Here is a 22,592-nt window from a genome sequence, read left to right as displayed (position 1 = left end):
GGCGACCAGCAAGCCAGCTCCTTTTTCAGGAAAAAACAGCATGGCGAGTTTGCCCTCGTTCTTTGTATTCCTTTATGTTTATTTTTGTCATATCGCCTCCAATCGCTGCTGTTACAGTCTGGTTGCAGGAAAGGGCTGCGTATCGTTTCCCGGCATCGCGCCATTCGGGTGTGCTGATGCTTCCAGGAGATTGCTGACATGAGAACAATGATACAAATACTCGTCGCTGTGCTCATGGCTCTTACAGTCTTGTCAGTGCATGCCGAACGAAGACCCCATCTCGTGCTGGCCGGACCATTGGCGGCCGTATCATTTCCACTGATCCACATGGTCGAGTCAGGCACCCTGGCTGATCTGGCCGAGACAGTCGAATTCGTCTCCTGGCGGGATCCCGATCAACTGCGTGTACTTGCACTCAAGAACAAGGCAGATGTACTTGCCATGCCGACCAACGTCGCGGCAAACCTGTACAACCGCGGTACTGACCTTGAGCTGATCAACGTATCGACCTGGGGAATTCTGTGGCTGGTCTCGCGCAGTGACAAACTGGAAACACTGGCTGATCTGAAAGGGGAGGAGATTGCTATCCCGTTTCGGGCTGATATGCCTGATCTGCTGTTCGGACTGATCAGCGAAGCTCAGGGACTGGATCCGCGCCGCGACTTCAAACTGCGCTATGTGGCAACCCCGATGGATGCGATGCAGTTACTGATTGCGCGCCGCATCGATCACGCTCTGCTTGCCGAACCGGCTGTATCGATGGCACTGCGCCGCACACAATCATTTCCGATCAGTGTCATTGCACCTGAACTGCACCGTTCGATCGATCTGCAGGCTGAATGGGGACGTGTACTGGAACGTGCACCGCGTATCCCGCAGGCCGGTATCGTCGCAATGGGCACGATACGTCATGATCCAGACCTGATCGCACGTATCCACGATGCCTACCGCAAATCACTCGCATGGTGTCAGGCAAATGCCATCGAATGCGGACGGCTCGTCGCTACCTATACCGATATGCTCAGCGCTGAAGCAGTCAGTGATGCAATCGCTGTCAGTCCGCTGGAAGCCGTACCCGCTGCAGCCGCACGTAACGAACTGGAATTTCTTTTCACGACATTGATGCACCGTAATCCCGCCGTAATCGGGGGACGCATGCCCGATGATGATTTTTACGGGCACGGTTCGCCGTGATTCTGCTGCGCAGCGGGTTGAAATCGTTCCTGATCTATTTGTGGAGCGGCTGGGGGGCAATCGCGAGCCTGATGCTGTTTCTCGCCCTCTGGGAATGGGCCGGTTTGTATTACGGTGAACTGATCCTGCCCAATCCGCGTATCACCTTCCGGACCCTGGCTGAGCTGATCGCCGATGGCAGCGCATGGCAGGAGCTCACGATTACTGCGCGTCGTGCACTGATCGGATTCGGCGCGGCACTGGCGGTGGGCAGTACACTCGGGCTTGTGGCCGGACTATCGATGACTGCTTCGATGATGTCGCGGCCGATCGTCACCGTATTGATCGGCACGCCACCGATTGCGTGGCTGGTACTTGCGCTGCTGTGGTTTGGCAACGGCGATGGTACTCCGATATTTACCGTATTCGTCGCATGTATGCCGATTGTATTCGTCGGTGCAATGCAGGGGGCACGCACACTCGACGGGCAACTCGGGGATGTCGCCACAGCCTATCGTCTGCCGCCATTGATGCGCTTCACCGATATCGTGCTGCCGCATGTCGTATCCTATCTGTTTCCCGCCTGGATCACAGCATTGGGCATCTCGTGGAAAGTGGTCGTGATGGCTGAGTTGCTTGCATCCAGCGACGGTGTCGGCGCCGCCCTTGCGGTCAGCCGCTCACACCTCGATACTGCTGCGACGCTGGCATGGATCACTGCCGTAGTAGGGCTGCTGCTTGCTGTCGAATATCTTCTGCTTGAACCGATCAAACGGGAAATCGAACGCTGGAGGGTAGCTGTGTGACGACTGCAGTACACGCGCCGGCACACCTGGAAGTACGCGGGCTTGGACATAAGTTCGCACTCCAGACCATCCTCGAAGCTATCGATCTCGATGTCACCAGTGGCGAAGTCGTTTCACTGGTCGGTCCATCAGGTTGCGGTAAAACCACGCTGCTGCATCTTTGTGCCGGCCTCATGCCGGTACGTACCGGCCAGATTATCAGCAGTTTTAACAATCCGGCATGCATGTTTCAGCAACCGCGCCTGCTGCCATGGAAAAGCACGCTCGATAACATTGCGCTGGGTCTCAAGGCAGCTGGCACTGGGCGTGACGAGCGCACCCGTCGTGCACGAATGCTCGGTTTGCAGACTGGTCTCGCCCACGAGGATCTCGGCAAGTTTCCCCATCAGTTGTCCGGCGGCATGCAAAGCCGCGTCGCACTCGCACGGGCGCTGGCAATCATGCCCGATTTGCTGTTGCTCGATGAACCGTTCTCCGCGCTTGATATCGGCCTCAAGGCCGAGTTGTATGCACTGTTGCTGCATCACTTGAATACTTGCAGCCTGGGCGTACTGATGATCACGCACGACCTCATGGAAGCCATCCGCCTGTCTGACACGATTCTGGTCATGGCGCCGTCTCCAGGTCGTATCGTTCACCGCTTCAGAATCGATCTTCCGGCCATGCAACGGGATGATGCCTTCGTCTACAAAATGACAGCTGAACTGCTGCAGGACAGCGCGGTACGGACGAGCTTCAGACTGGCTCCGATAAAATCCGGGTTGCTGACCAGGCAGGAGCTGCCATGTTGAAATTCATCCATTCGGGTCTGTTTGCCGCACTGTTCGAATGCGGCTTCCGGCCGTTCTTCCTGCTGATTGCAGCTACCGCTGTGATCGCTGTCGCGGCATGGGTCGGGTTTCTCACTCTCGGCATGCCGCTGCCTTTGACACCGAATGGCCCTGTCGTCTGGCATGCCCATGAAATGCTGGCCGGCTTTGCAATGGCATCGGTCGCTGGCTTTGTACTTACAGCGATTCCTGAATTCACTTCGACCCGCATGATCGAGCGCCATCATGTGTTCATACTGCTCATTTTGTGGATCACAGGGCGTGTCGCGTTTGCTACTCCGATCGCACCGGCCGGTACGATTGTCGCAATGATCGCCGACCTCGGGCTGCTGGGAATGCTGGCTGCCATCATCGCACCACGCCTGTGGCGTGACGCGAATCGCCGCCATCTATCCTTTTTATGGATACTGCTTGCGGTGATCGTGGCAACAGGCGGATTCTATTTCGATACGCTGACCGGTACTTACCCGATGCGCTGGCTGCTCGTGATAACAGGGCTGATGATGGCGCTCATCGTCATTGCAATGAGCCGTATCTCGATGCGTATCGTCAACACTGCACTGAGCCAGGTCGGCGAAACTGGTACTGCTTATCTTGCCCGGCCGCCACGGCGCAACCTGGCGATCTTCTGTATTTTGCTCTATACACTGGCCGAATTTGTCGCACTGCAGCACCCGGTATCGGGCTGGATTGCACTGGCAGCGGCGGCCGCCCTGTTCAACCTGACCAATGACTGGCACATCGGCCGCGCCTTGCTGCAGCGCTGGGCCTTCATGCTCTACCTGGTCTACTGATTCATGGCGCTGGGGTATGCGGTGATCGGTGTGGCGATTCTCATGGAGACTGCCTGGGCCAGTGCCGGTCGCCACCTGCTGCTGGTCGGTGCGCTGGGGCTGGCCGTGTTTGCCGTGATGAACATTGCCGGACGTATTCATGCTGGCATCGAGCCCGACAAACGGCTATGAGTTCCCATCGCTGCTACGCTGATTGCCGGCGCAGCTGTACTGCGTGCAATGATGAATTTCGACCAGATCGAAGCCAGTCTCGCAATCGTGGCTGCAAGCGCATGCTGGATCACAGCCTTCAGCCTGCACCTCATCTTCCATTGGAGAATACTGATCCGCCCGCGTACCGATGGCCGGCACGGCTGTGCGGGGATCGCAAGTGATGCCTGACTTGCGTCAGTCATCACAGATGATTCACCTCGTTGTATCTCTTGAGTCAATCAAAATAATGCTGATCAGCATCAGAAAGAGTAATCTGGGAAACCCATATGGGATATTTTGCGAAATCAGTTGCAACCGATGGGCAAGAACCGGGTAGAGAGTACTACTTCTCCATGTTCTGATCTGTAAATGAAAATAATTGGAGGTGCATGATGAATCCAAATGATACCAGTGACACCGAAACCCGCGAACCGCCAGCAGATCGTTTTTGTGACCTGGTCATGAAGGGAGGGATCACGAGCGGGGTGGTCTATCCACGCGCGATCAGGCGGCTATCGGAGCATTATCGATTCAGAGGGATTGGAGGCACTTCGGCCGGTGCAATCGCAGCGGCAATTACTGCGGCGGCTGAATATCAACGCCGTGAAAACAATGGTTCTCGCGAAGGTTTCAAGTTGCTTGGCAGTCTTCCTGAGGAATTGGGAAGTGAGGTGAAAAAGGGTAAATACAAGCTTCTCAGTCTGTTTCAACCGCAGCCAGCGACACGCCGGTTATTTACAGTATTGATCAGAACGCTGAACAAAAGCAGCACAAAAAGCCGATGGTTCAGTGTATTCCAGGGATTACTGATCGCGTATTGGCCTGCGACTGTACTTTCGATGATAGTCGCTTTGGCAGTTGCTCAAAGCGGGGCATGGCTGGCTGCATTCTTGCTGCTGGTTATAGCACTGCTACTCAGCATAGGTTATTGGGTTTACTCGGACATTACCGGGAAAGTGGTTGCCAATGGATTCGGATTATGCAACGGGATGTCTAGGGAAGGAGAGCTTGAGGCGCTGACACCCTGGCTGCACAGCAAGATTCAAAAGGCAGCCGGGCGAGATGCCAAAGATAAACCGTTGACATTTGGTGACCTGTGGGATGCAAAAGGATTTCCCCCGACGTGGCGATCGATACCGGAAGGAGTAAGAAAACATTCTATCGATCTTCAGGTATTTTCAACCAATCTTGCTCATGGACGACCTTATGTCTTCCCTCTGGCCGAGCCGGAAACTGGAGAAAGTCGATTCAGAAGTCACGAGTCACTGTATTTTACTGAAGCAGAAATGAAGGAATATTTTCCTCCTGAAGTGGTGCAGTGGATGGTGGAGAAATCTCCTGCAAAGTCAAAAGAAGATGGAAAGGATATGCTTGAGTTGCCAGAACCAGAGCATTTTCCCGTGGTGCTGGCTACCCGGATGAGTCTTGCTTTTCCATTCCTGATCTCAGCCATTCCTTTATATGCTGTAGATCGCGATCTCACGGATAAGCGGAAGTTTCGCCGGTGCTGGTTTTCAGATGGAGGAATCAGTTCAAATTTTCCTATCCACCTTTTTGATGGTCTGGTTCCAGTCTGGCCTACATTCGGGATTCATTTAGAACCCGCAATAATGAAAAATCGGAAAAAGTTTTATTTACCGTCCAGGTACGATGAAGGCTATGAGGAATCCTGGAGCCTGTTTGCGGGAAAACCCGAACCTGCTGGCATATTAGGGGGATTTATCAGTGCCATCGTCAATACGATGCAGAACTGGAACGACAATACTGTCAGGCTTATGCCCGGTTTCAGAGATCGTGTCGCTCGCGTCAGGCTCGAAGATGGAGAAGGCGGTATGAACCTGAATATGGAGCCCCACATCATCGAGGATCTTGCTGAGCGAGGGGAGGAGGCTGCCAATGAGCTGATCCGGCGTTTTGCATCTTCCAATGGAAATGTAGCGGCTGGCTGGGATGAACACCGTTTTGTTCGATTCAATAATCTCCTCAAGATGATGAAAGCGCGCGTACCAAATCTGGTGGAAGCACTCGGTAATGACTGTAAATATGCAACCGGAATGGAGGATTTACTGGAGAAATTGAGTCGTGCAACGGATGATAACGGCAAGCCAATTCCTCCACCTGGCTATGAACTTCCAATGACTCAGCAGGAAAAGGATGCCTACAAAATTATAGTAGCTGCATTAAATACATTGGCAACGGTGATGAATAATCAGAAATACAATATCCCATTCAAACCGATTCCAAAACCGGAACCTGAGCTCAGGGTCAGACCACCCCTCTAATACCCAATTACATTCACTAAACAACCACCGACTAAAGCCGGTGGTTGTTTCCTTCATCACGAACCAACACTGCAGTCCGTCTGCAAAATCAGAGGTTCATTCGCTCCTGACCATATTCGTCCTATATCAAAACCACGGGTAGATTCGTTTTTATCAGCCTGATAGAATAATAAGCATTCTCATTCTTGTTGATTGTCATGTTGGATAACAGCATTCATACCGATTTATGTCTGGTGTCTGACGCCACCGTGTCCACCAATATTCAAGCCCTGTTACCTCAACTCTGAGAAAACATCTCCAACTCTCGCAACTTCAGAATTAATACTCAGGCGGACGGCCTGAGATTTTTAAAATCAATGACAGCTATGTTGACAGTTACCGACTACTACAAGGAATTGCTGAATTTCTGCGCTCGTACCCTGAAAGACCGCAATGCTGCGGCTGATCTGGTGCAAGAGGCCTACATGCGCTTCCTGGTGACCCAGCGTTCCGGTACCGCCATCGCGGATCCGCGCGCTGCTGTTCCGTACCACGCGCAATTTGCTGATTGACCAGCACCGCCGCGCCGCAATCCGCACGCACCTGAGCCTGGACACGCTGCTGGAAGAAGAGCAGCCCCTGGCCTCCAGGCACCTGCAGCCGGAGGAAGTGCTGGCATTCAGCCAATACGCACAAGCCCTCTACGCGGCCATCGAAAGCCTGCCCCGGCGCTGCCGTGAAGCCTTTATTCTCAATCGTTTTGATGGTTTGTCCCATCAGGAAGTGGCCGAAAAAATGGGCATCTCCCGCAACATGGTGGCCCAGCACATCATCCGTGGCGTGCTGGTCTGCAAGGCCTGCGACGATCGCTTTCATGGCCGTGCCGCCCCCGTCAGCAAGCCAGCAGAGTAAAATAACCTCTGATCAGGTCTGCCATGAGTTGCGATGCGCTCTTCAGCGAGATATTGAACAGGTTCTTATGCATCTACACTAACAAGAAATCCAAACTTTCCACATGAGCCAGCCCGTTCCCAGCCGTCCAACTGCCAGGCCCGACACGCCGCCGGCACCTTCTTCGCAAGAGGAGGTGGATGCGCGTGACTTTGCCGAGTTCATCGCGGGACAAGATCCGCTCGACGCGGCTGCTGCCGGCTGGGTGGTGCGCCGCCAGGACGGGCTCACACCCGAGGAAGAAGCCGAGCTTCAGGCATGGCTGGCCGCTGATCCGACACACGCCAGGGCGCTGGCGCAAGTGGAAGGCGTCTGGGGTCGCATGGATGAATTGCCCGATGAAGGCATCGTGGCGCTCAAGGACGGGCTATTATCACATGAAGCTGACACTGCACTGCCTCCTTCGGTTGCGGTGCCTGATCCAGGGCCGGTAGTACCCGAGTCTCCGCATCCTCTCCGGCCCTCGTTGCCGGCCTTTCCCGGCCGTCGTTCCTGGCTGATCGGCCTGGGCCGCTTCGTGCCCCAAATCACGGCGGCAGCCGTGGCTTTCAGCGTGGTGAGCGTCGGCTGGTATGGCTGGAGCACCTGGCAGCACCAGCCCACCTTCCAGCAGTCGTTTGCCACGGCACGTGGTGAGCAGAAAAAAGTGAATCTGCCCGATGGCAGTACCCTGTGGCTGGACACTACTACCCAGGCCGAAGTTGCCCTGTACCGCCAGCGGCGCGAGGTGCGTCTGACTGACGGACAAGCGCTCTTCGCCGTACAGTCCAATCCCGACCAGCCCTTCGATGTGCTCACGGGTGGTACCCGTATCACCGTGGTCGGCACCCGTTTCTCGGTGCGGCGCACGCGCAGCGGGCTCGGTGCCGAGGGCAGCGTCAGCGTGGTGGTGGAAGAAGGGCGTGTGCGCGTCGCCAGCCGCTCGGCGGCGCACAAAATGGATAGCAGCTCATCTGTCGAACTCAGCGCGGGCCAGTCCATCATTGCTGATGCGGCGGGTGCGCTCGGGCCGGTGAATCGCGATGATGCCCCGGCCGCCACCTGGCGCGAAGGGCGCGTCAGCTTCAGCGGCACCCCGCTGGCGCAGGCGCTGGCTGAGTTCGAGCGCTATGGTGACACTGGCCTCGTCATCCGAGATCCGTCTGTCGCCGCGCTGAAGGTCAACGGCAGCTTCGATCTGCGGCAGATCGGCGCCTTTGCCCGGGCTTTGCCCCGGGTTCTGCCGGTGCGGCTGAGTACGAGAAACGGGCAAACGGAAATCACTGCCGGCACCGGCGGCTGAGGTCGGCTGCCCATCGCACTGCGACTGGGGCTTTGAGTGGCCCCGGGCGGAGCTGATCACAAAAAATTGAAGGAAGGTCGGGCGGCGACCTCAACATATCGGCAGCTCGTGCGTCAGCACACGTAGAAACCTCATTTTTTCTACTGTGGAGATCTCATTCATGCCGCGCCCTTGCTTCCGACTCACCCCACTCGCTCTGGCCGCCGCACTGGCCTTGCCGTCATTGGTGTTCATCGTTTCGCCAGCTCATGCCCAGGCATCTACCGCTACCGCTGTGCTTATCTCGCTGCCCGCGCAGTCACTGGGCACCGCACTGAATGAGCTGGCCCGACAGGCGCGCTTGCAGTTGATGGTACATCCCGATCTGGTGGCAGATAAGCAGGCGCCAGCCGTATCGGGCAGTCTGACGCCACGACAGGCACTGGATAAAGTATTGGCCGGCAGCGGGCTGAAGGCGGATATTCAGGATGCGGAAGTCATCATTCGCCGGGTGCCTGATACAGCGGAGTCTGGCGTGACCACGTTGGCTGAGATGAAGGTGACAACGCAGAGCATGGACGAGAGCACCACCGAAGGAACAGGCAGCTACACCACGCGTAGCATGGGCACGGCCACCGGACTGGTGCTGTCGCCGCGCGAGACGCCGCAATCGGTCAGTGTTATCACGCATCAGCGTATCGAGGATCAAAGGCTGGTGTCAGTGGCCGAGGTATTGCGCAACGCGCCTGGCGTCTCGTACAAGGCAGCTGATCGTGGTCGTGGCGGTACCACTGTGCGCGGCTTTGACCTCACCAATTTCCAGATCGACGGTGTGCCGACGATCCTCGATGCCAATATGGATATCGACAACGCTAGCATCGCGATCTACGATCGCATTGAAGTGGTACGCGGCGCCACCGGTTTGCGCTCTGGTGCGGGCAATCCGGCCGCGACTATCAACCTCGTGCGTAAGCACGCAAACAGCAAGGTGCTCACCGGTAGTTTCATGCTGGAGGCAGGTTCCTGGAGCCGCTACGGCGCCACGGCCGATCTCACCGCACCGCTGAATACCGACGGTTCGGTGCGTGCCCGCGTGGTGGCCAATTACCGCGATCAGGACGGCTTTATCGATTTCGAGCAGACCCGAACTACGGTGTTCTACGGCATTGTCGATGCTGACCTCGGTGACCGTACGCGTCTGAGTCTTGGTTTCAGCGACCAGCGTAACGAGCGCAAGGGAACCTATTGGGGTGGTCTGCCGATCTGGTATGCGGATGGCACACGAACCGACTGGGATCGTTCCAAGACTACGGCAGCAAAATGGCATCGGTGGGACGATCACTTGCAAAGCGTGTTTGCGTCGCTTGATCATTACTTCGATAGCGGCTGGTCGATTCAGGTCAACGCCCAGTACCTGCGCGCCAAGGAAATCACTAATCTGCTCTGGTTCGGAGGATTGCCAGATCGTACCACCGGCCTGGGTATGAGTGCGTGGCCATACTACTATCGGGGCAAACCGCGACAATACCAGATCAATGTCCAGGCTGGCGGCCCCTTCGAACTGTTCGGTCGCACGCATGAACTGATGGTTGGCGCGGTGTACATGCACGGCAAGAGTGGCTGGGATTCAGCGGATCAGATCGGCGACCCCGCGCCGGTCGGCGATTTTAATCACTGGGACGGCTCCTATCCCGAGCCGGCTTATGGCCCGACGTATGTCGGCCGTGGACAGACCGAGACCCAGTCAGCCGCCTACGCTGCCGCGCGTTTGAACTTGAGCGACCCGCTCAAGCTGATCGTCGGCACACGCGTCACCCGCTTCGACCGCGACATCACCGCCATGTGGGGGGCACCCCCCTACGAAATGCGTGAGTCCGCCGTCTTCACGCCGTATCTTGGCGTGTTGTACGACCTGAGCACCCATCTGACCGCCTACGCCGGCTACACCAGCATCTTCTCGCCACAGAATTTGCGCGACCGCAACGGTGGCTATCTCGATCCGCTCGAAGGCCAGAGCTATGAAGCAGGCCTCAAATCCGAGTTCTTTGATGGCAATCTCTACGCCTCGGCATCCGTGTTTCGCATTCAGCAGGAGAACTTCGGCGTGCTTGATGGCGGCACATTGGTGCCCGGCACTACCGAGCGGGCATACCGCGCCGAAAAGGGAGTGAAGAGCGAAGGCTACGAACTGGAAGTCACGGGTAGGATTCTCCCGCGCTGGGATGTCAGCCTGAGCTGGACACAGTTTTCGGCCAAAAACCGTGAAGGCGAGCGCGTTGCGTTCCGGTATCCGTCACGTATGCTCAAGCTGTTTACCAAGTATGATCTGTCTGGTGCCTTGAGCGGACTCAGCATCGGTGGCAATGTTGAATGGCAGAACGACATGCGCGACTGGCGTAACAACCCCGTGACAGGCATTCGGGAAAACGTCGGCCAGTCGGCCTTCGCCACCGTGGGGCTGATGGCGCGCTACCAGCTCAACAAGTCACTGTCAGTGCAGGCCAACATCTATAATCTCTTCGACAAGCAGTACTACGAGGGTTCGTGGGGAACCTTCACCTATGGCGAGCCGCGCCGGATTTTGGCCAACCTGACGTACCGGTTCTGATCCGATTGCGTTTGTCGGCACCTCCGTATCCGGCAACCGTGCGTGCCTCTGTCGATCCAATAGTCGCTTCTCGCATCGCCGCCGTCTTGCCGGGCGGCTACGCTTTCTGCCGTGCTTTGCCGCCACGTGCGCCGGATCAGCGAGGGATTTCAGATAATTTATCAGCCTTTTGCAACGCGGATTTTACTGCGCTCCGATTTTGCTGGAGAATTTGGGTTTTATCCACGAAATTCCGTTACCCGATGTCGAAACTGTTATTCAAGCTGAGAAACGTACCGGATGATGAAGCAGAAGAAGTACGGGCGCTGCTGAGCGCGCACCAGATCGATTTTTATGAGACTTCTGCCGGTAACTGGGGGATTTCTCTGCCGGCACTGTGGGTACGCGATGAGACGCAGTATTCACAAGCGAGGGAATTGCTGGATGTCTACCAGGCGGAGCGCAGTGCACATGTTCGTGAGGAATATGCCCGACTCAAACAGGAGGGGAAACACAAAACGGTGCTCGACAGTTTTCGTGAAAATCCCTTCGCTTTCATTGCCTACCTGTTTATCGTGTATGCCTTGCTGTATCTTCCTTACAAGATTATTACCGGGCTGAGCAGTCAATAAAAGAACCTGTTTAATATCTCACTGAAGGGCACATTGCGACGTAGAAATTGAACTCAACATACTCACATACTTCGAGTATGCTCCGCTTTTGCGTCCAATTTTGCCTTGCACTGCATCCCTTGATCGAGATCTTGAACAGATTCCTAAGATTATTTTCCCGTCCACAACAGCTATTTCTGCTCCGATTTTTCTTGATTTGATAGAAATGTGAATAAATTGAACGGTTATTTCAGACTGGTTGCTGCATTTGCGCTGGGTGTGGCGACGGTTTCGGGTTTTGCGCCTTTTTATCTTTATCCGATTCCGCTGGTTACGCTGGCGCTGCTTGCTCTGCTCTGGCGCAGGAGCAGGACACCTGGCCAGGCTGCACTGACTGGATTTACCTTTGGCATGGGCCTGTTTGGTGCGGGTGTAACCTGGCTTTACGTCAGTCTGCATGATTTTGGCCATATGGAGCCCGCGCTGGCGGTACTGGCGCTGATAATCCTGTGCGCTTATCTTGCATTGTTTCCTGCGTTGACCGGATGGATCACCGCTTTCCGGCATTTTCGTGCATCCTGGGCATGGCCGGGGATGGTAGCGGCACTCTGGGCGCTGGCGGAATGGCTGCGCGGTACGCTATTTACCGGTTTTCCGTGGCTGACAGTCGGTTATTCGCAGGCACCGGCCAGTCCTTTGGCGGGGTTTGCTCCGGTGATCGGGGTGTATGGCTTGTCGTTGCTGCTGATGTTGAGTGCGGTCTGGCTTGCCTGTTGGCTGGAGAACAGACAGAGCCACCGTTTCTGGCTGGGGCTGGGAAGTGTCTGGCTCATTGGTTTTGGTTTGCAGCAGATTCACTGGACGCAGCCGGAAGGAGAGCCGGTGACGGTCAGCCTGCTGCAGGGTAATATTCCGCAGAATATGAAATGGCAGCCGGAACATCTTGCAGCCACCATGCAGGTTTATGCTGAACTGGTGCAGGAAAGCCCGAGCAGATTGATCGTTACTCCGGAAATTTCGTTTCCTCTGTTTTATGAACAGGCGCCGCAGGATTATCTGGCTTTACTGGCTGAACATGCCCGCTCTCGCCAGGGTGATTTGCTGATCGGCATGGCGGAACGTTCTTCATCCGACAATGGCTATTACAACACCATGTTCAGTTTCGGTACTTCGCCGGAGCAAAGTTATCGCAAATATCATCTGGTTCCGTTCGGGGAATATATTCCGCTGAAGCCGGTATTTGGCTGGATTATCGACGTGCTGCACATTCCGCTATCAGATTTTTCGCGTGGCGGACTGGATCAGCAGCCGCTGAATCTGGCCGGGCAGCGGGTGGCCGTCAATATCTGCTATGAAGATGTGTTTGGTGAGGAAATCATCATGCAGCTGCCGCAGGCCAGCCTGCTGGTCAATGTCAGTAATGATGCCTGGTTTGGCCGCTCGATCGGTCCGCGGCAGCATCTGCAGATTTCGCAGATGCGCGCGCTGGAAACAGGTCGCTACATGCTGCGGGCGACCAATACCGGCGTGACCGCTATCATCGATGAGCGGGGCAGGGTGCTGGAGCAGCTGGATATGTTTACCACTGCTGGTTTGCACAGCACTGCACAGGGTTTTGGCGGTGCTACTCCCTATGTTCGATTCGGAAACAGTCTCGTATTTGCGTTGATTGGCCTGCTGTTGCTGGCCGGCAGCCTGGCGGCATTTTCCGGGAGACGCAAAACTCTGTAGAATGAGCGCGGTTCATCATCAGGCCGCTATCAACCCATCGCTAAACCGCCGTAACATGCCTATTCCCACTTTTCAGGAAATCATTCTTACCCTTCAGCAATACTGGGGGCAGCAGGGTTGTGCATTGCTGCAGCCTTACGATATGGAGGTCGGTGCCGGTACCAGCCATACCGCAACCTTTCTGCGGGCACTCGGGCCAGAACCCTGGCGTGCTGCCTACGTGCAGCCTTCCCGCCGTCCCAAGGATGGCCGCTATGGCGATAATCCCAATCGCCTGCAGCATTACTACCAGTTTCAGGTTGTACTGAAACCCGCACCACACGATATTCTGGATCTGTATTTCCGTTCGTTGCAGATACTGGGGCTGGATTTGCAGCAGAATGATGTGCGCCTGGTCGAGGACGATTGGGAGAATCCCACACTCGGTGCCTGGGGGCTGGGCTGGGAAGTCTGGCTGAATGGTATGGAAGTGACCCAGTTCACTTATTTTCAGCAGGTGGGCGGGATCAACTGCCGGCCGATCACGGGGGAAATCACCTACGGGCTGGAACGTCTTGCCATGTATCTGCAGGGAGTGGAAAACGTATTCGATCTGACCTGGACGGATGGGCTGACCTATGGCGATGTCTATCACCAGAATGAAGTGGAACAGTCCACCTACAATTTCGAATACAGCGATACCGGATTTCTGCTGCTTTCTTTCGATAAACTGGAAGCACAGGCCAATCAGCTGATCGATGCACAACTGGCATTGCCCGCCTATGAGCAGGTACTGAAGGCTGCGCATACCTTCAATCTGCTGGATGCGCGCGGTGCGATTTCAGTAACCGAACGTGCAGCCTACATTGGCCGTATCCGCAATCTGTCGCGCCGCGTGGCACAAGCTTATTACGATAGCCGCCTGCGTCTGCAGCCACCGTTTCCGCTGGCACCACGTGAGTGGGTCGCTCAGATTCTGAATCAGGCGGAGTCGGCATGATGATCGAAAATTTACTGATCGAACTCCTGACCGAAGAACTCCCACCCAAATCACTCGACAAACTGGGCAATGCTTTTGCCGCCGTCATTGCCGACAGCCTGAAAAGCCAGAATCTGACTACACCGGATACTATCCTGACTGCCTTTGCTTCCCCCCGCCGGCTGGCGGTGCATCTGACCGCCATTCCTGCTCAGGCACCGGATCAGATCGTAGCACTCAAACTGATGCCGGTTACCGTTGGGCTGGATGCACAAGGACAGCCGACACCGGCATTACATAAAAAACTGGCTGCGCTGGGTACGAAAAATGTCGATGCCTCTGCGCTCAAACGGGTGCAGGAGAGTAAGGCGGAAATGCTGTTCCTGGAACAGAACGTTACTGGAATTTTGCTGGCAGCGGGTTTGCAGAAGGCGATGGAGGATGCCATTCGACAACTGCCCGTTTCCAAAGTCATGACTTATCAGCTCGATGATGGTTGGGAGAATGTACATTTCGTGCGACCGGTACATGGGCTGGTTGCGTTGCACGGGCAGAAAATCATACCGGTCAGCGCGTTTGGATTGACTGCCGGGAACACTACCCGCGGGCATCGTTTTGAAGCAAAGCAGGCTGAGCTGATCATCGATCATGCAGATCGCTATGCTTCCCTGCTGGAAACGGAAGGGGCTGTGATCCCGGGGTTTGACCAGCGTCGCAGCCGGATCCGGGGAGGGCTGGAGGCTGCCGCGAGTGCCGTGCAACTGCGTTGTATCAGCGATGAAGCATTGTTCGATGAGGTCACTGCGCTGGTGGAGTATCCCAATATCCTGATGGGAACGTTTTCGGCAGATTTTCTGGAAGTGCCGCAGGAATGCCTGATCTCGACCATGAAAATCAACCAGAAATACTTTCCTCTGCTGGATATCGATGGAAAACTGACCAACCGGTTTCTGATCGTTGCCAATATCACGCCGGCTGATCCGGGGCAGATCATCTCGGGTAACGAGCGGGTGATCCGCTCGCGGCTGGCGGATGCAAAATTCTTCTTCGATCACGATCGCAAGCGGACGCTGGCTTCACGCCTGCCTGATCTGGACAAGGTGATCTACCATCACCAACTGGGTTCACAAGGGGAGCGAACCCGCTATGTGCAGACACTGGCACGAATCATCGGGCGGCTGCTGGGTGACGATAACCTAGCCAGTCAGGCGGATCAGGCCGCGATGCTGGCCAAGGCCGATCTGCTGACCGATATGGTCGGAGAATTTCCCGAGCTGCAGGGCATCATGGGACGTTATTACGCCCGATTCGAGGGAATGGATGAAACGATTGCATTTGCCATCGAGGATCACTACAAACCCCGCTTTGCCGGCGATGTGTTACCGCGCAGTATGGCGGGAATCTGCGTGGCACTGGCCGATAAACTGGAAACCTTGATCAGTCTGTTCAGTATTGGCCAGCTTCCGACCGGTGACAAAGATCCTTACGCACTGCGGCGGCATGCACTGGGCGTCATCCGTATCCTCATCGAAAAAAATCTGCCGATCGGGCTGGATGTGCTGATTTCACGCGCGGCTGATGTATTGCAGGATGAAATGATCGGAAAACAGGATTCGGGGCCGGGCCATGCGCGTCCGGTAACGCCGCAACTGGTGGGACAGTTGCAGGATTTCTTTTACGATCGCCTTGCCGCTAGCCTGCGTGATCAGGGCTACACGGTTCAGGAAGTGGAGGCTGTTCTGAACCTGCGGCCTTCACTGTTGTGTGAAATTCCCCGGCGGCTGGCGGCGGTGCGTGCATTTGCCGCCTTGCCCGAGGCAGCCAGTCTGGCGGCGGCCAATAAACGGGTAGGTAATATCCTCAAAAAATCGGAATGTGATGCGACTGCCGGTATCGATGAAGCTTGTCTGCAGGCTCCCGCTGAAATCACTCTGTATCGTGCCTTATCCGAAATTGAATCCGATGCCAGGCAAGCTTTTCAAAACGGTGATTATGTGACTGCCCTGCAAATTCTTGCGGCCTTGAAAGCACCGGTCGATGCCTTTTTCGATCAGGTGATGGTGAATGATGAGAATGAGGCATTGCGACGCAATCGCCTGGCTCTGCTGATGGCATTGCAGGCGACGATGAACCGCGTCGCGGATATTTCCCGGTTGGCTGCCTGAGTATCCCGGAAATGAAACTGATCATTCTCGACCAGAACGGCGTCATCAATTATGGCAGTGAGACCTATATCAGAGCACCCGGTGAGTGGAAATCCATTCCTGGCAGCCTGCAGGCGATTGCACGGCTGACTCATGCCGGTTATCGGGTGGTGACTGCCACCAATCAATCCGGCATCGGGCGCGGTTTGCTCGACATGACGACCTTCAATTCGATCAACGACAGGATGCTGCGCGCCGTGCAGCAGGAAGGCGGGCGGATCGATTCCCTGTTTTTCTGCCCGCACACTCAGCATGACAAATGTAGCTGTCGCAAGCCGGGTATCGGCATGTTCAAGGAGATCCGGCAACGCTACGGCATTGAACTCAGCCATGTACTTGCGGTGGGTGATTCTTTGCGCGATCTGCAGGCGGCTGCCAAAGTGGGCGCCATTCCCGTACTGGTGTTGACCGGCAAGGGCCAGGTCACCTTAGCGGAGGGTAATCTGCCAGCAGGTACGCAAATCTATCCGGATTTGTCAGCAGTGGCAGACAGCCTCGAAGTAGAGGCAGTGTAATGGCCGGTTTGCGTTCTCTGATCTACATGCTGCTGCAGGCAATCATTACACCGCCGTATGCGCTGTTTACGCTGATGTGTTTCGCGTTGCCTCCTCATTCCCGCTATCAGGTCACTTATGGCTGGACCCGGCTGATGCTGTTCATGCTGCGTACCATTTGCGGCCTGCGTTATGAAGTGCTGGGACGGGAAAATATCCCGGATCAGCCATCGATCATCCTTTCCAAGCACCAGTCCGCCTGGGAAACACTGGCCTTGCAGCAGATTTTTCCACCGCAGGTATGGGTGTTGAAAAAAGAACTGCTGCGCATTCCATTCTTCGGCTGGGGGCTTGCCATGACCAGCCCGATCGCGATCGACCGCAGTGCCGGCAAAGCAGCACTGGAGCAGATCGTGGAGCAGGGAAGGGAACGGTTGCAGCAGAATTTCTGGATCGTCGTTTTCCCCGAAGGTACGCGCATTCCCCCTGGCAAAAAAGGCAAATACCGCATCGGTGGCGCCTGGCTGGCTGTGCATACCGGTGCGCTGGTCGTACCGGTGGCGCACAATGCTGGAGAATTCTGGGGCAGAAACTCCTTCATTAAATATCCCGGTACCATCACGTTGAGTATCGGCCATCCGATTCATCCGGATGGCATCGAAGCAGGCGAGCTGATGGCACAGGCAGAAGCCTGGATCGAGGCTGAAACTGCACGCATCAGTCGCCCATCACACCGGCCGATCGAATGATCGTGATATTGACAATCATCACCTGAGCTGTTTTGGCCATTATCCGAGCCATCGTTTTCTTCTCCCGCACGAATTGAAATAATCTGTTTTCTGCAACAGGCAGAGAGTATTATTTGATTGACATAGTCGGATCAGATACACGATCGAATCGATCTGACAGAAAGCGGGACTATTCAGTCAAGGAGAAAAAACATGGCCACAGAAAAACGGAGTTCCCGTTCCACCAGCAGCAAATCATCCGGCAGCAAATCAGCTGGTACCGGAAAGACCAGACAACCCGGCGTCGAACACATCAGTCCTTTCGTTGAATTTTCCCGTTCTGCAGCCAGCACTAAATCTGCCGAATTTCCATCGATCTTGAACAAGGAAGGCAGTTCACCGGAAATTGGCACGGTTGTGTATATCCATGGTATTGGTAATAAACCCGTGGCATCGGTCCTGAAATGCCAGTGGGATACGGCGTTGTTTGGTGCACCCATGGGAGATCGCACCCGCATGGCGTACTGGGTGGATCGTAATCGTTACCCCAAACCCAAGGACGCCAGTTGTGCCGACAAGGATACGCTGCCGGAGGATGCAGGTGGAATGGGGGTACAGGCGCTGCAGGAAAACGAGCTGGAGCCGGAAATCAAACTGAGTGCGGCCGAGCGCAAAATCATGGCCGCGCTGGAAGAACGTCTGCGCGCAGGAGAAAAGCAGCCCGACGGTGTCAATGTCAAGGTACTGCCTCTGCCAGAGAGTGTGCGATTGTGGATTACCCGCCGTATTACCAAACTGTTCCTCAAGGATGTGCAGGATTTCTTTTTCGATGAGCACAAGCGCAACGTGATGGAACAGTCGCTGCGTGATCGTCTGGATGTCGGCGGTGGCCCTTTCATCGTGGTTGCCCACAGCCAGGGTTCGATGATCGCCTATCATGTGTTGCGCCAGTTGAAAAAAGCTGACTGTGACGTACGCCTGTTCATCACTATCGGTTCACCCCTCGGTATTCAGGAAGCGCAGGATGTGCTGGGCAAGATCGATTCCGGAAAACCGCTTGCCGTACCGGAATGCGTCGATCGCTGGCTGAATGTGGCTGAACGCCTCGATCCGGTCGCACTTGACTCACAGCTTGGAAACGATTACCAGCATAACAGTCGTGGCGTGAAAGTCGAGGATCATACCGGCCTGATGATGAATCCCGACTGGGCATCCAATCCGCATTCAGGTACGGGCTATCTCTCGCTCGATATCGTGCGCCAGGCCGTGCGTGAAACAGCAGGTCCTACCTTCAGCAATCCGGTGGGTCGCAATATCCTGATGAAAGATCTGGTCGACAATATCGAGGATGGCCACCGTGAGCAGAGACACCCGACACTGATTCAACTGGTTTCAGATGACGATGATGCCACTTCGCTGGATGAGGTGCGTGATCGCCTCAGTAACCTGATAAAGAATGTCCTGATTTTCAACAACGCTGAACCCGAAGAAGGGCGCATCCAGCTTATGCGCCGTTTCATCTCGGCGGATCTGACCCGGAGTGAAATCGAGGAATTACGTTCGCACTGCAGTACATTGAAAATCGATCGCGTGTGGCGTAATGCGCTCAAGCGTACGCTGTTGCACCAATCGGCACACACGATCCAGGTGCGCCCGGCCAATCTGGGTTATGGTGCCTGTGGCCAGAATATCGCCTGGGCCGTGCTCGATACCGGAATCGCTGCTGATCACCCGCATTTCAAAAAACACAACAATGTGGTCGCACAGTGGGATTGCACCGGCAGTGGCAGCCCCAGGGAACTGAGACTCGGCGACAGCGGGTTTGGCACACTGGATGGTCATGGCCACGGTACCCACGTTGCCGCCATCATTGCAGGCACGCTGACCTTACCGCACGATGAAAAGGATAAATCTGAAATCCTGCTGCAGGGAATGGCACCCGAGGCCAGGCTTTATGGTTTCAAGGTGCTCAAGGACAACGGCAATGGAGAAGATGCTTTCATCATCAAGGCGCTCGATACCATTGCAGAACTGAATGAACGTGCCGGCAAACTGGTCATCCATGGTGTGAATCTCAGCCTGGGCGGCAATTTCGATCCCAGTGTTTTCGGTTGCGGTCATACGCCACTGTGTCAGGAACTGCGACGCCTGTGGCGTCAGGGAGTACTGGTATGTCTCGCGGCTGGCAATGAGGGTTACGCGCTGCTCGATTCCGCCAGTGGTGTGATACCGGCCAACATGGATCTTTCCATTGGTGATCCGGCCAATCTGGAGGAAGCCATTTCTGTTGGCTCGGTGCATAAAACCAATCCGCATACCTATGGCATTTCCTATTTCTCCTCACGCGGCCCGACTGCCGATGGACGCATGAAACCGGATCTGGTTGCCCCGGGTGAGAATATTCTCTCGGCACGCCATCAGTGGCCGAAAAGCAAGCTCACCATGCGTAATGCGTATGTCGAGATGAGTGGCACCAGTATGGCTACCCCGCATGTTTCGGGATTGCTTGCGGCTTTTCTTTCCGCCAGACGGGAGTTCATCGGCTATCCGGATCGCGTCAAAACACTGTTGCTGCAGTATTGTACCGACCTGGCTCGTGATCCTTACATTCAAGGTAAAGGGATGCCCAATCTGGTAAGAATGATCATGAATACCTGAGCAAGAGCCGGCCACGTCACTCTTGGGTTGTCTGATTATTAAGATAACCCGTGTGTTGCCGCTCCGGCGGCCAATATGCCCCGCTGGAGCGAGGCGGACTGCAAGGAAAGAATCATATTTTGGCCGCTTAATAACATATTAAATGGGCATTTTAAGCTGCGTTTTTAACGCAGAAATGGCAACGCAGGTAGTTTTTCAGAGGTTTTTTAAGCGTCTAATCACATACCTATGAGTATTACTATACAATATGACTATGTAGATTAATGAATAGTATGAGGAATACCATGACTCATAGAGTGACTATTACGCTCGACGCAGAAACATTTGCTTTTCTGAACGATGTTGCAAGTAGTAATCGTAGCGCCTATGTTAATCAGCTCTTAAAACAGGATCGCAAAAATTTCCTGCAGGCAGCGCTACGCAAAGCGAATCAGGAAGAGGCAGAAGATACAAACTACCAGGAAGAATTACAGGCATGGGAAAGTACGCTGTCAGATGGATTAGCCAATGACTGATTTCAAGCAGCGGGATATTTACTGGATCGATCTTGAACCGACAAAGGGTGCGGAAACAAGAAAATTAAGGCCATGTGTAATTATTCAAAGTGACCTGGTTAACATTCAATCCAGAACAGTGATAGTTGCCCCTTTGCTCCCTCAGCATAAACCCTGGCCGTTTGCAGTGAATCTGGAGCCCACAGAAAAAAATGGTCTGGATAAGGATCGTCATATCAACCTCAAGCGATTACGCGCGGTTGATATTTCACGCATTGGAAAAAAACAAGGCAGGCTTGAAAATAGATACAAGGATCCTATCAAAGCAGCTTTAATGATCATCTTTGATTTGTAAGCTGGTAAACATGCCTCGCTGGAGCGAGGCGGGCTGCATTCTCACACGGAGCGTGGGAACGATCAATTGGCTATCCGGATCGCGTCAAGGCACTGCTGCTGCAGTATTGCACCGACCTGGCCCGTGATCCCTATATTCAGGGTAAAGGAATGCTTAATCTGGTAAGAATGATCATGAATACCTGAGCAAGAGCCAACCGGATGTATCCGGTTTTTTAAAAATAGAGTCATGATTAAAATTTTTAGTCTTATCATGACTCAAATACAAAGTAGTCAAAATAGTAATCGTATTGATCAAAAGTGCTTCCACCAGAAGAGTAGGTCACTACTCTTTCGTTCTTGACTGAGCAGTTCTAAATGGAGGGCATCATGAGACGCATATACTTTTTGGTTCCAGAGATCGTTACTACCCGAAAAATTGTCGATGATTTGCTTCTGGCAAAGATTGAAGAGAGGCATATTCATGTGATCGCAAAACGTGGTACGCCGCTGGAAGATTTGCCGGAAGCCAGCCTGCTGCAGAAAACTGATTTTGTTCCTGCCGTTCAGCAGGGAATTGCACTGGGTGGCGCCACAGGGCTGCTTGCCGGGCTGGTGGCCGTTGCGCTGCCACCTGCATCAGCAGTCATTGCCGGCGGCATTCTGCTGGCAACCACACTGGCGGGAGCTGGTGTCGGATCATGGGTAAGTGGCATGATCGGTATGACCATCGGCAATCGGCGCATTAAAGAATTTGAAGAGGAAATCGAAGCAGGAAAACTGCTGGTACTGGCGGATGTGCCAGTCAATCGAGTCGATGAAATTGAAGATCGGGTGAAACAGCATTTACCGCAAATCGAGGTGATGCGAACAGAACCCAAGGTTCCGGCATTTCCTTAAAACGAATATCCGGGCTCAGAACAGAGCCCGGATGTTTATCATAGAAAAATGGATGACTTCACTACATTTGCAATGATGAGGGTAATACCGCCTTTGCAAACCCGGTAAGGATAAAGCAATCCATCAGATAAACGGGATTCCGGGAAATCGGATCCAATCAGACTCCGGCACCGCGATAAGCTGTTACCTGAATTTCAATTTTCATGCGCGGATCGGATAAACCGGCAGTCAGCATCATGGCAGATGGTCTGACATCACCCAGGTATTTGCGCATCACCGGCCAGCATTTCTCAAAATCTTCTGCCTGGGGGAATACATAAGTGACTCGCACTACTTCTTTCATGTTCGACCCTGCCTGATCGAGTGCTGCTTCGATATTCCTGAAGCATTGCTCCGCCTGTTCCAGCAAGTCATCGGAAATGGACATTTTGCTGTAATCGAAACCTGTCGTGCCGGATACCAGTACCCAGTTATCCACGACGACTGCACGCGAATAACCAATTTCTTTTTCAAAGGTTGAGCCCGAGCTGATGAGTTTACGTGTCATGAAATGATTTCTCCGTGCTGATTAAATGATTCGTACCTGTGATGTCGTGCAGCTATTCATTTAGGGTTTCTGTAAAACT

General features: G+C 54.5%; 20 protein-coding genes and 1 pseudogene. 20 read left to right on the top strand and 1 reads right to left on the bottom strand.

The annotated features are described in order from the left end of the window. The first annotated feature begins 198 nt into the window (after nucleotides 1-198). The 20 genes and pseudogenes from HRU73_RS05585 to HRU73_RS05490 all read left to right on the top strand — a co-directional run bounded on the left by HRU73_RS05585 (nucleotide 199) and on the right by HRU73_RS05490 (nucleotide 21,966). Entirely contained in the window at nucleotides 199-1,194 is a 996-nt protein-coding gene (locus HRU73_RS05585) for an ABC transporter substrate-binding protein (protein ID WP_287399807.1), read from the top strand. Further along, nucleotides 1,191-1,979, top strand: a complete 789-nt coding sequence (locus tag HRU73_RS05580; RefSeq protein WP_287399806.1) for an ABC transporter permease — start codon at nucleotides 1,191-1,193, stop codon at nucleotides 1,977-1,979. Before HRU73_RS05585 ends, HRU73_RS05580 begins: the two co-directional genes overlap by 4 nt. Continuing rightward, nucleotides 1,976-2,770, top strand: a complete 795-nt coding sequence (locus HRU73_RS05575) for an ABC transporter ATP-binding protein (RefSeq protein WP_287399804.1) — start codon at nucleotides 1,976-1,978, stop codon at nucleotides 2,768-2,770. The genes HRU73_RS05580 and HRU73_RS05575 overlap by 4 nt, the downstream gene beginning before the upstream one ends. Beyond that, a pseudogene (locus HRU73_RS05570) lies at nucleotides 2,764-3,774 on the top strand (NnrS family protein). The gene HRU73_RS05575 and the pseudogene HRU73_RS05570 overlap by 7 nt, the downstream one beginning before the upstream one ends. Before the next feature lie 48 nt (nucleotides 3,775-3,822). Continuing rightward, on the top strand, nucleotides 3,823-3,984 hold the full coding sequence (locus tag HRU73_RS05565; RefSeq protein WP_287399802.1) for a hypothetical protein: 162 nt from the start codon (nucleotides 3,823-3,825) through the stop codon (nucleotides 3,982-3,984). A gap of 200 nt (nucleotides 3,985-4,184) precedes the next feature. Continuing rightward, the gene (locus HRU73_RS05560; protein ID WP_287399800.1) at nucleotides 4,185-6,077 is read left to right on the top strand and encodes a patatin-like phospholipase family protein; all 1,893 of its coding nucleotides are present in this window, start codon (nucleotides 4,185-4,187) and stop codon (nucleotides 6,075-6,077) included. A gap of 365 nt (nucleotides 6,078-6,442) precedes the next feature. Continuing rightward, nucleotides 6,443-6,628 carry a sigma factor gene (locus HRU73_RS05555; protein WP_287399798.1) on the top strand — a complete coding sequence of 62 codons (186 nt, stop codon included), beginning with the start codon at nucleotides 6,443-6,445 and terminating at the stop codon, nucleotides 6,626-6,628. Continuing rightward, a complete protein-coding gene (locus HRU73_RS05550; protein WP_287399796.1) occupies nucleotides 6,618-6,968 on the top strand; it encodes an RNA polymerase sigma factor in 351 nt (116 codons plus the stop codon). Before HRU73_RS05555 ends, HRU73_RS05550 begins: the two co-directional genes overlap by 11 nt. A 175-nt stretch (nucleotides 6,969-7,143) precedes the next feature. Then, the gene (locus tag HRU73_RS05545; RefSeq protein WP_287399794.1) at nucleotides 7,144-8,289 is read left to right on the top strand and encodes a FecR family protein; all 1,146 of its coding nucleotides are present in this window, start codon (nucleotides 7,144-7,146) and stop codon (nucleotides 8,287-8,289) included. A 214-nt stretch (nucleotides 8,290-8,503) separates the two neighbouring features. Further along, a complete protein-coding gene (locus tag HRU73_RS05540) occupies nucleotides 8,504-10,876 on the top strand; it encodes a TonB-dependent siderophore receptor (protein ID WP_287399793.1) in 2,373 nt (790 codons plus the stop codon). Nucleotides 10,877-11,118: 242 nt separating this feature from the next. Then, nucleotides 11,119-11,487 carry a DUF6164 family protein gene (locus HRU73_RS05535; protein ID WP_011111778.1) on the top strand — a complete coding sequence of 123 codons (369 nt, stop codon included), beginning with the start codon at nucleotides 11,119-11,121 and terminating at the stop codon, nucleotides 11,485-11,487. A gap of 216 nt (nucleotides 11,488-11,703) precedes the next feature. After that, on the top strand, nucleotides 11,704-13,197 hold the full coding sequence (gene lnt, locus HRU73_RS05530; protein ID WP_287400036.1) for an apolipoprotein N-acyltransferase: 1,494 nt from the start codon (nucleotides 11,704-11,706) through the stop codon (nucleotides 13,195-13,197). Nucleotides 13,198-13,252: 55 nt separating this feature from the next. After that, on the top strand, nucleotides 13,253-14,176 hold the full coding sequence (locus tag HRU73_RS05525; RefSeq protein WP_287400035.1) for a glycine--tRNA ligase subunit alpha: 924 nt from the start codon (nucleotides 13,253-13,255) through the stop codon (nucleotides 14,174-14,176). Continuing rightward, nucleotides 14,173-16,320: a glycine--tRNA ligase subunit beta gene (glyS, locus tag HRU73_RS05520; RefSeq protein WP_287399791.1), complete on the top strand. Its 2,148-nt coding sequence runs from the start codon at nucleotides 14,173-14,175 to the stop codon at nucleotides 16,318-16,320. The genes HRU73_RS05525 and glyS overlap by 4 nt, the downstream gene beginning before the upstream one ends. A gap of 11 nt (nucleotides 16,321-16,331) precedes the next feature. Further along, nucleotides 16,332-16,874, top strand: a complete 543-nt coding sequence (gene gmhB / locus HRU73_RS05515; RefSeq protein WP_011111774.1) for a D-glycero-beta-D-manno-heptose 1,7-bisphosphate 7-phosphatase — start codon at nucleotides 16,332-16,334, stop codon at nucleotides 16,872-16,874. Continuing rightward, nucleotides 16,874-17,602: a lysophospholipid acyltransferase family protein gene (locus HRU73_RS05510; protein ID WP_011111773.1), complete on the top strand. Its 729-nt coding sequence runs from the start codon at nucleotides 16,874-16,876 to the stop codon at nucleotides 17,600-17,602. The genes gmhB and HRU73_RS05510 overlap by 1 nt, the downstream gene beginning before the upstream one ends. A 192-nt stretch (nucleotides 17,603-17,794) precedes the next feature. Continuing rightward, complete coding sequence (locus tag HRU73_RS05505) at nucleotides 17,795-20,239, top strand: S8 family peptidase (protein WP_287399790.1); 2,445 nt, start codon at nucleotides 17,795-17,797, stop codon at nucleotides 20,237-20,239. Between the two features lie 284 nt (nucleotides 20,240-20,523). Further along, nucleotides 20,524-20,754, top strand: coding sequence for a type II toxin-antitoxin system MazE family antitoxin (mazE, locus tag HRU73_RS05500; RefSeq protein ID WP_276677604.1), 231 nt, complete (start codon nucleotides 20,524-20,526; stop codon nucleotides 20,752-20,754). Further along, complete coding sequence (locus HRU73_RS05495; RefSeq protein WP_287399789.1) at nucleotides 20,747-21,088, top strand: type II toxin-antitoxin system PemK/MazF family toxin; 342 nt, start codon at nucleotides 20,747-20,749, stop codon at nucleotides 21,086-21,088. Before mazE ends, HRU73_RS05495 begins: the two co-directional genes overlap by 8 nt. A gap of 368 nt (nucleotides 21,089-21,456) precedes the next feature. Next, the gene (locus tag HRU73_RS05490; protein WP_276818375.1) at nucleotides 21,457-21,966 is read left to right on the top strand and encodes a DUF1269 domain-containing protein; all 510 of its coding nucleotides are present in this window, start codon (nucleotides 21,457-21,459) and stop codon (nucleotides 21,964-21,966) included. Nucleotides 21,967-22,123: 157 nt separating this feature from the next. Here the strand turns inward: HRU73_RS05490 and HRU73_RS05485 are convergent, their stop codons facing one another. Beyond that, nucleotides 22,124-22,513 (bottom strand): RidA family protein, encoded by a 390-nt coding sequence (locus HRU73_RS05485; RefSeq protein ID WP_041356684.1) that lies wholly within the window; start codon nucleotides 22,511-22,513, stop codon nucleotides 22,124-22,126. Nucleotides 22,514-22,592 lie beyond the last annotated feature (79 nt).

Origin of the sequence: Nitrosomonas sp. H1_AOB3, from assembly GCF_015709435.1 — a bacterium.
Lineage (GTDB): Bacteria > Pseudomonadota > Gammaproteobacteria > Burkholderiales > Nitrosomonadaceae > Nitrosomonas > Nitrosomonas europaea.
The sequence above is the reverse complement of the archived record's forward strand: the minus strand, read 5'-3'. Positions and strand labels throughout refer to the sequence as shown.

What these genes read in the sequence shown, in the direction of transcription:
- HRU73_RS05505 (WP_287399790.1), top strand. Translation starts at nt 17,795, where the DNA reads ATGGCCACAGAAAAACGGAGTTCCCGTTCCACCAGCAGCAAATCATCC.
- HRU73_RS05510 (WP_011111773.1), top strand. Translation starts at nt 16,874, where the DNA reads ATGGCCGGTTTGCGTTCTCTGATCTACATGCTGCTGCAGGCAATCATT.
- HRU73_RS05535 (WP_011111778.1), top strand. Translation starts at nt 11,119, where the DNA reads ATGTCGAAACTGTTATTCAAGCTGAGAAACGTACCGGATGATGAAGCA.
- HRU73_RS05565 (WP_287399802.1), top strand. Translation starts at nt 3,823, where the DNA reads ATGATGAATTTCGACCAGATCGAAGCCAGTCTCGCAATCGTGGCTGCA.
- HRU73_RS05490 (WP_276818375.1), top strand. Translation starts at nt 21,457, where the DNA reads ATGAGACGCATATACTTTTTGGTTCCAGAGATCGTTACTACCCGAAAA.
- gmhB (WP_011111774.1), top strand. Translation starts at nt 16,332, where the DNA reads ATGAAACTGATCATTCTCGACCAGAACGGCGTCATCAATTATGGCAGT.
- HRU73_RS05485 (WP_041356684.1), bottom strand. Translation starts at nt 22,513, where the DNA reads ATGACACGTAAACTCATCAGCTCGGGCTCAACCTTTGAAAAAGAAATT.
- glyS (WP_287399791.1), top strand. Translation starts at nt 14,173, where the DNA reads ATGATGATCGAAAATTTACTGATCGAACTCCTGACCGAAGAACTCCCA.
- HRU73_RS05585 (WP_287399807.1), top strand. Translation starts at nt 199, where the DNA reads ATGAGAACAATGATACAAATACTCGTCGCTGTGCTCATGGCTCTTACA.
- HRU73_RS05525 (WP_287400035.1), top strand. Translation starts at nt 13,253, where the DNA reads ATGCCTATTCCCACTTTTCAGGAAATCATTCTTACCCTTCAGCAATAC.
- HRU73_RS05560 (WP_287399800.1), top strand. Translation starts at nt 4,185, where the DNA reads ATGATGAATCCAAATGATACCAGTGACACCGAAACCCGCGAACCGCCA.
- HRU73_RS05495 (WP_287399789.1), top strand. Translation starts at nt 20,747, where the DNA reads ATGACTGATTTCAAGCAGCGGGATATTTACTGGATCGATCTTGAACCG.
- HRU73_RS05555 (WP_287399798.1), top strand. Translation starts at nt 6,443, where the DNA reads ATGTTGACAGTTACCGACTACTACAAGGAATTGCTGAATTTCTGCGCT.
- mazE (WP_276677604.1), top strand. Translation starts at nt 20,524, where the DNA reads ATGACTCATAGAGTGACTATTACGCTCGACGCAGAAACATTTGCTTTT.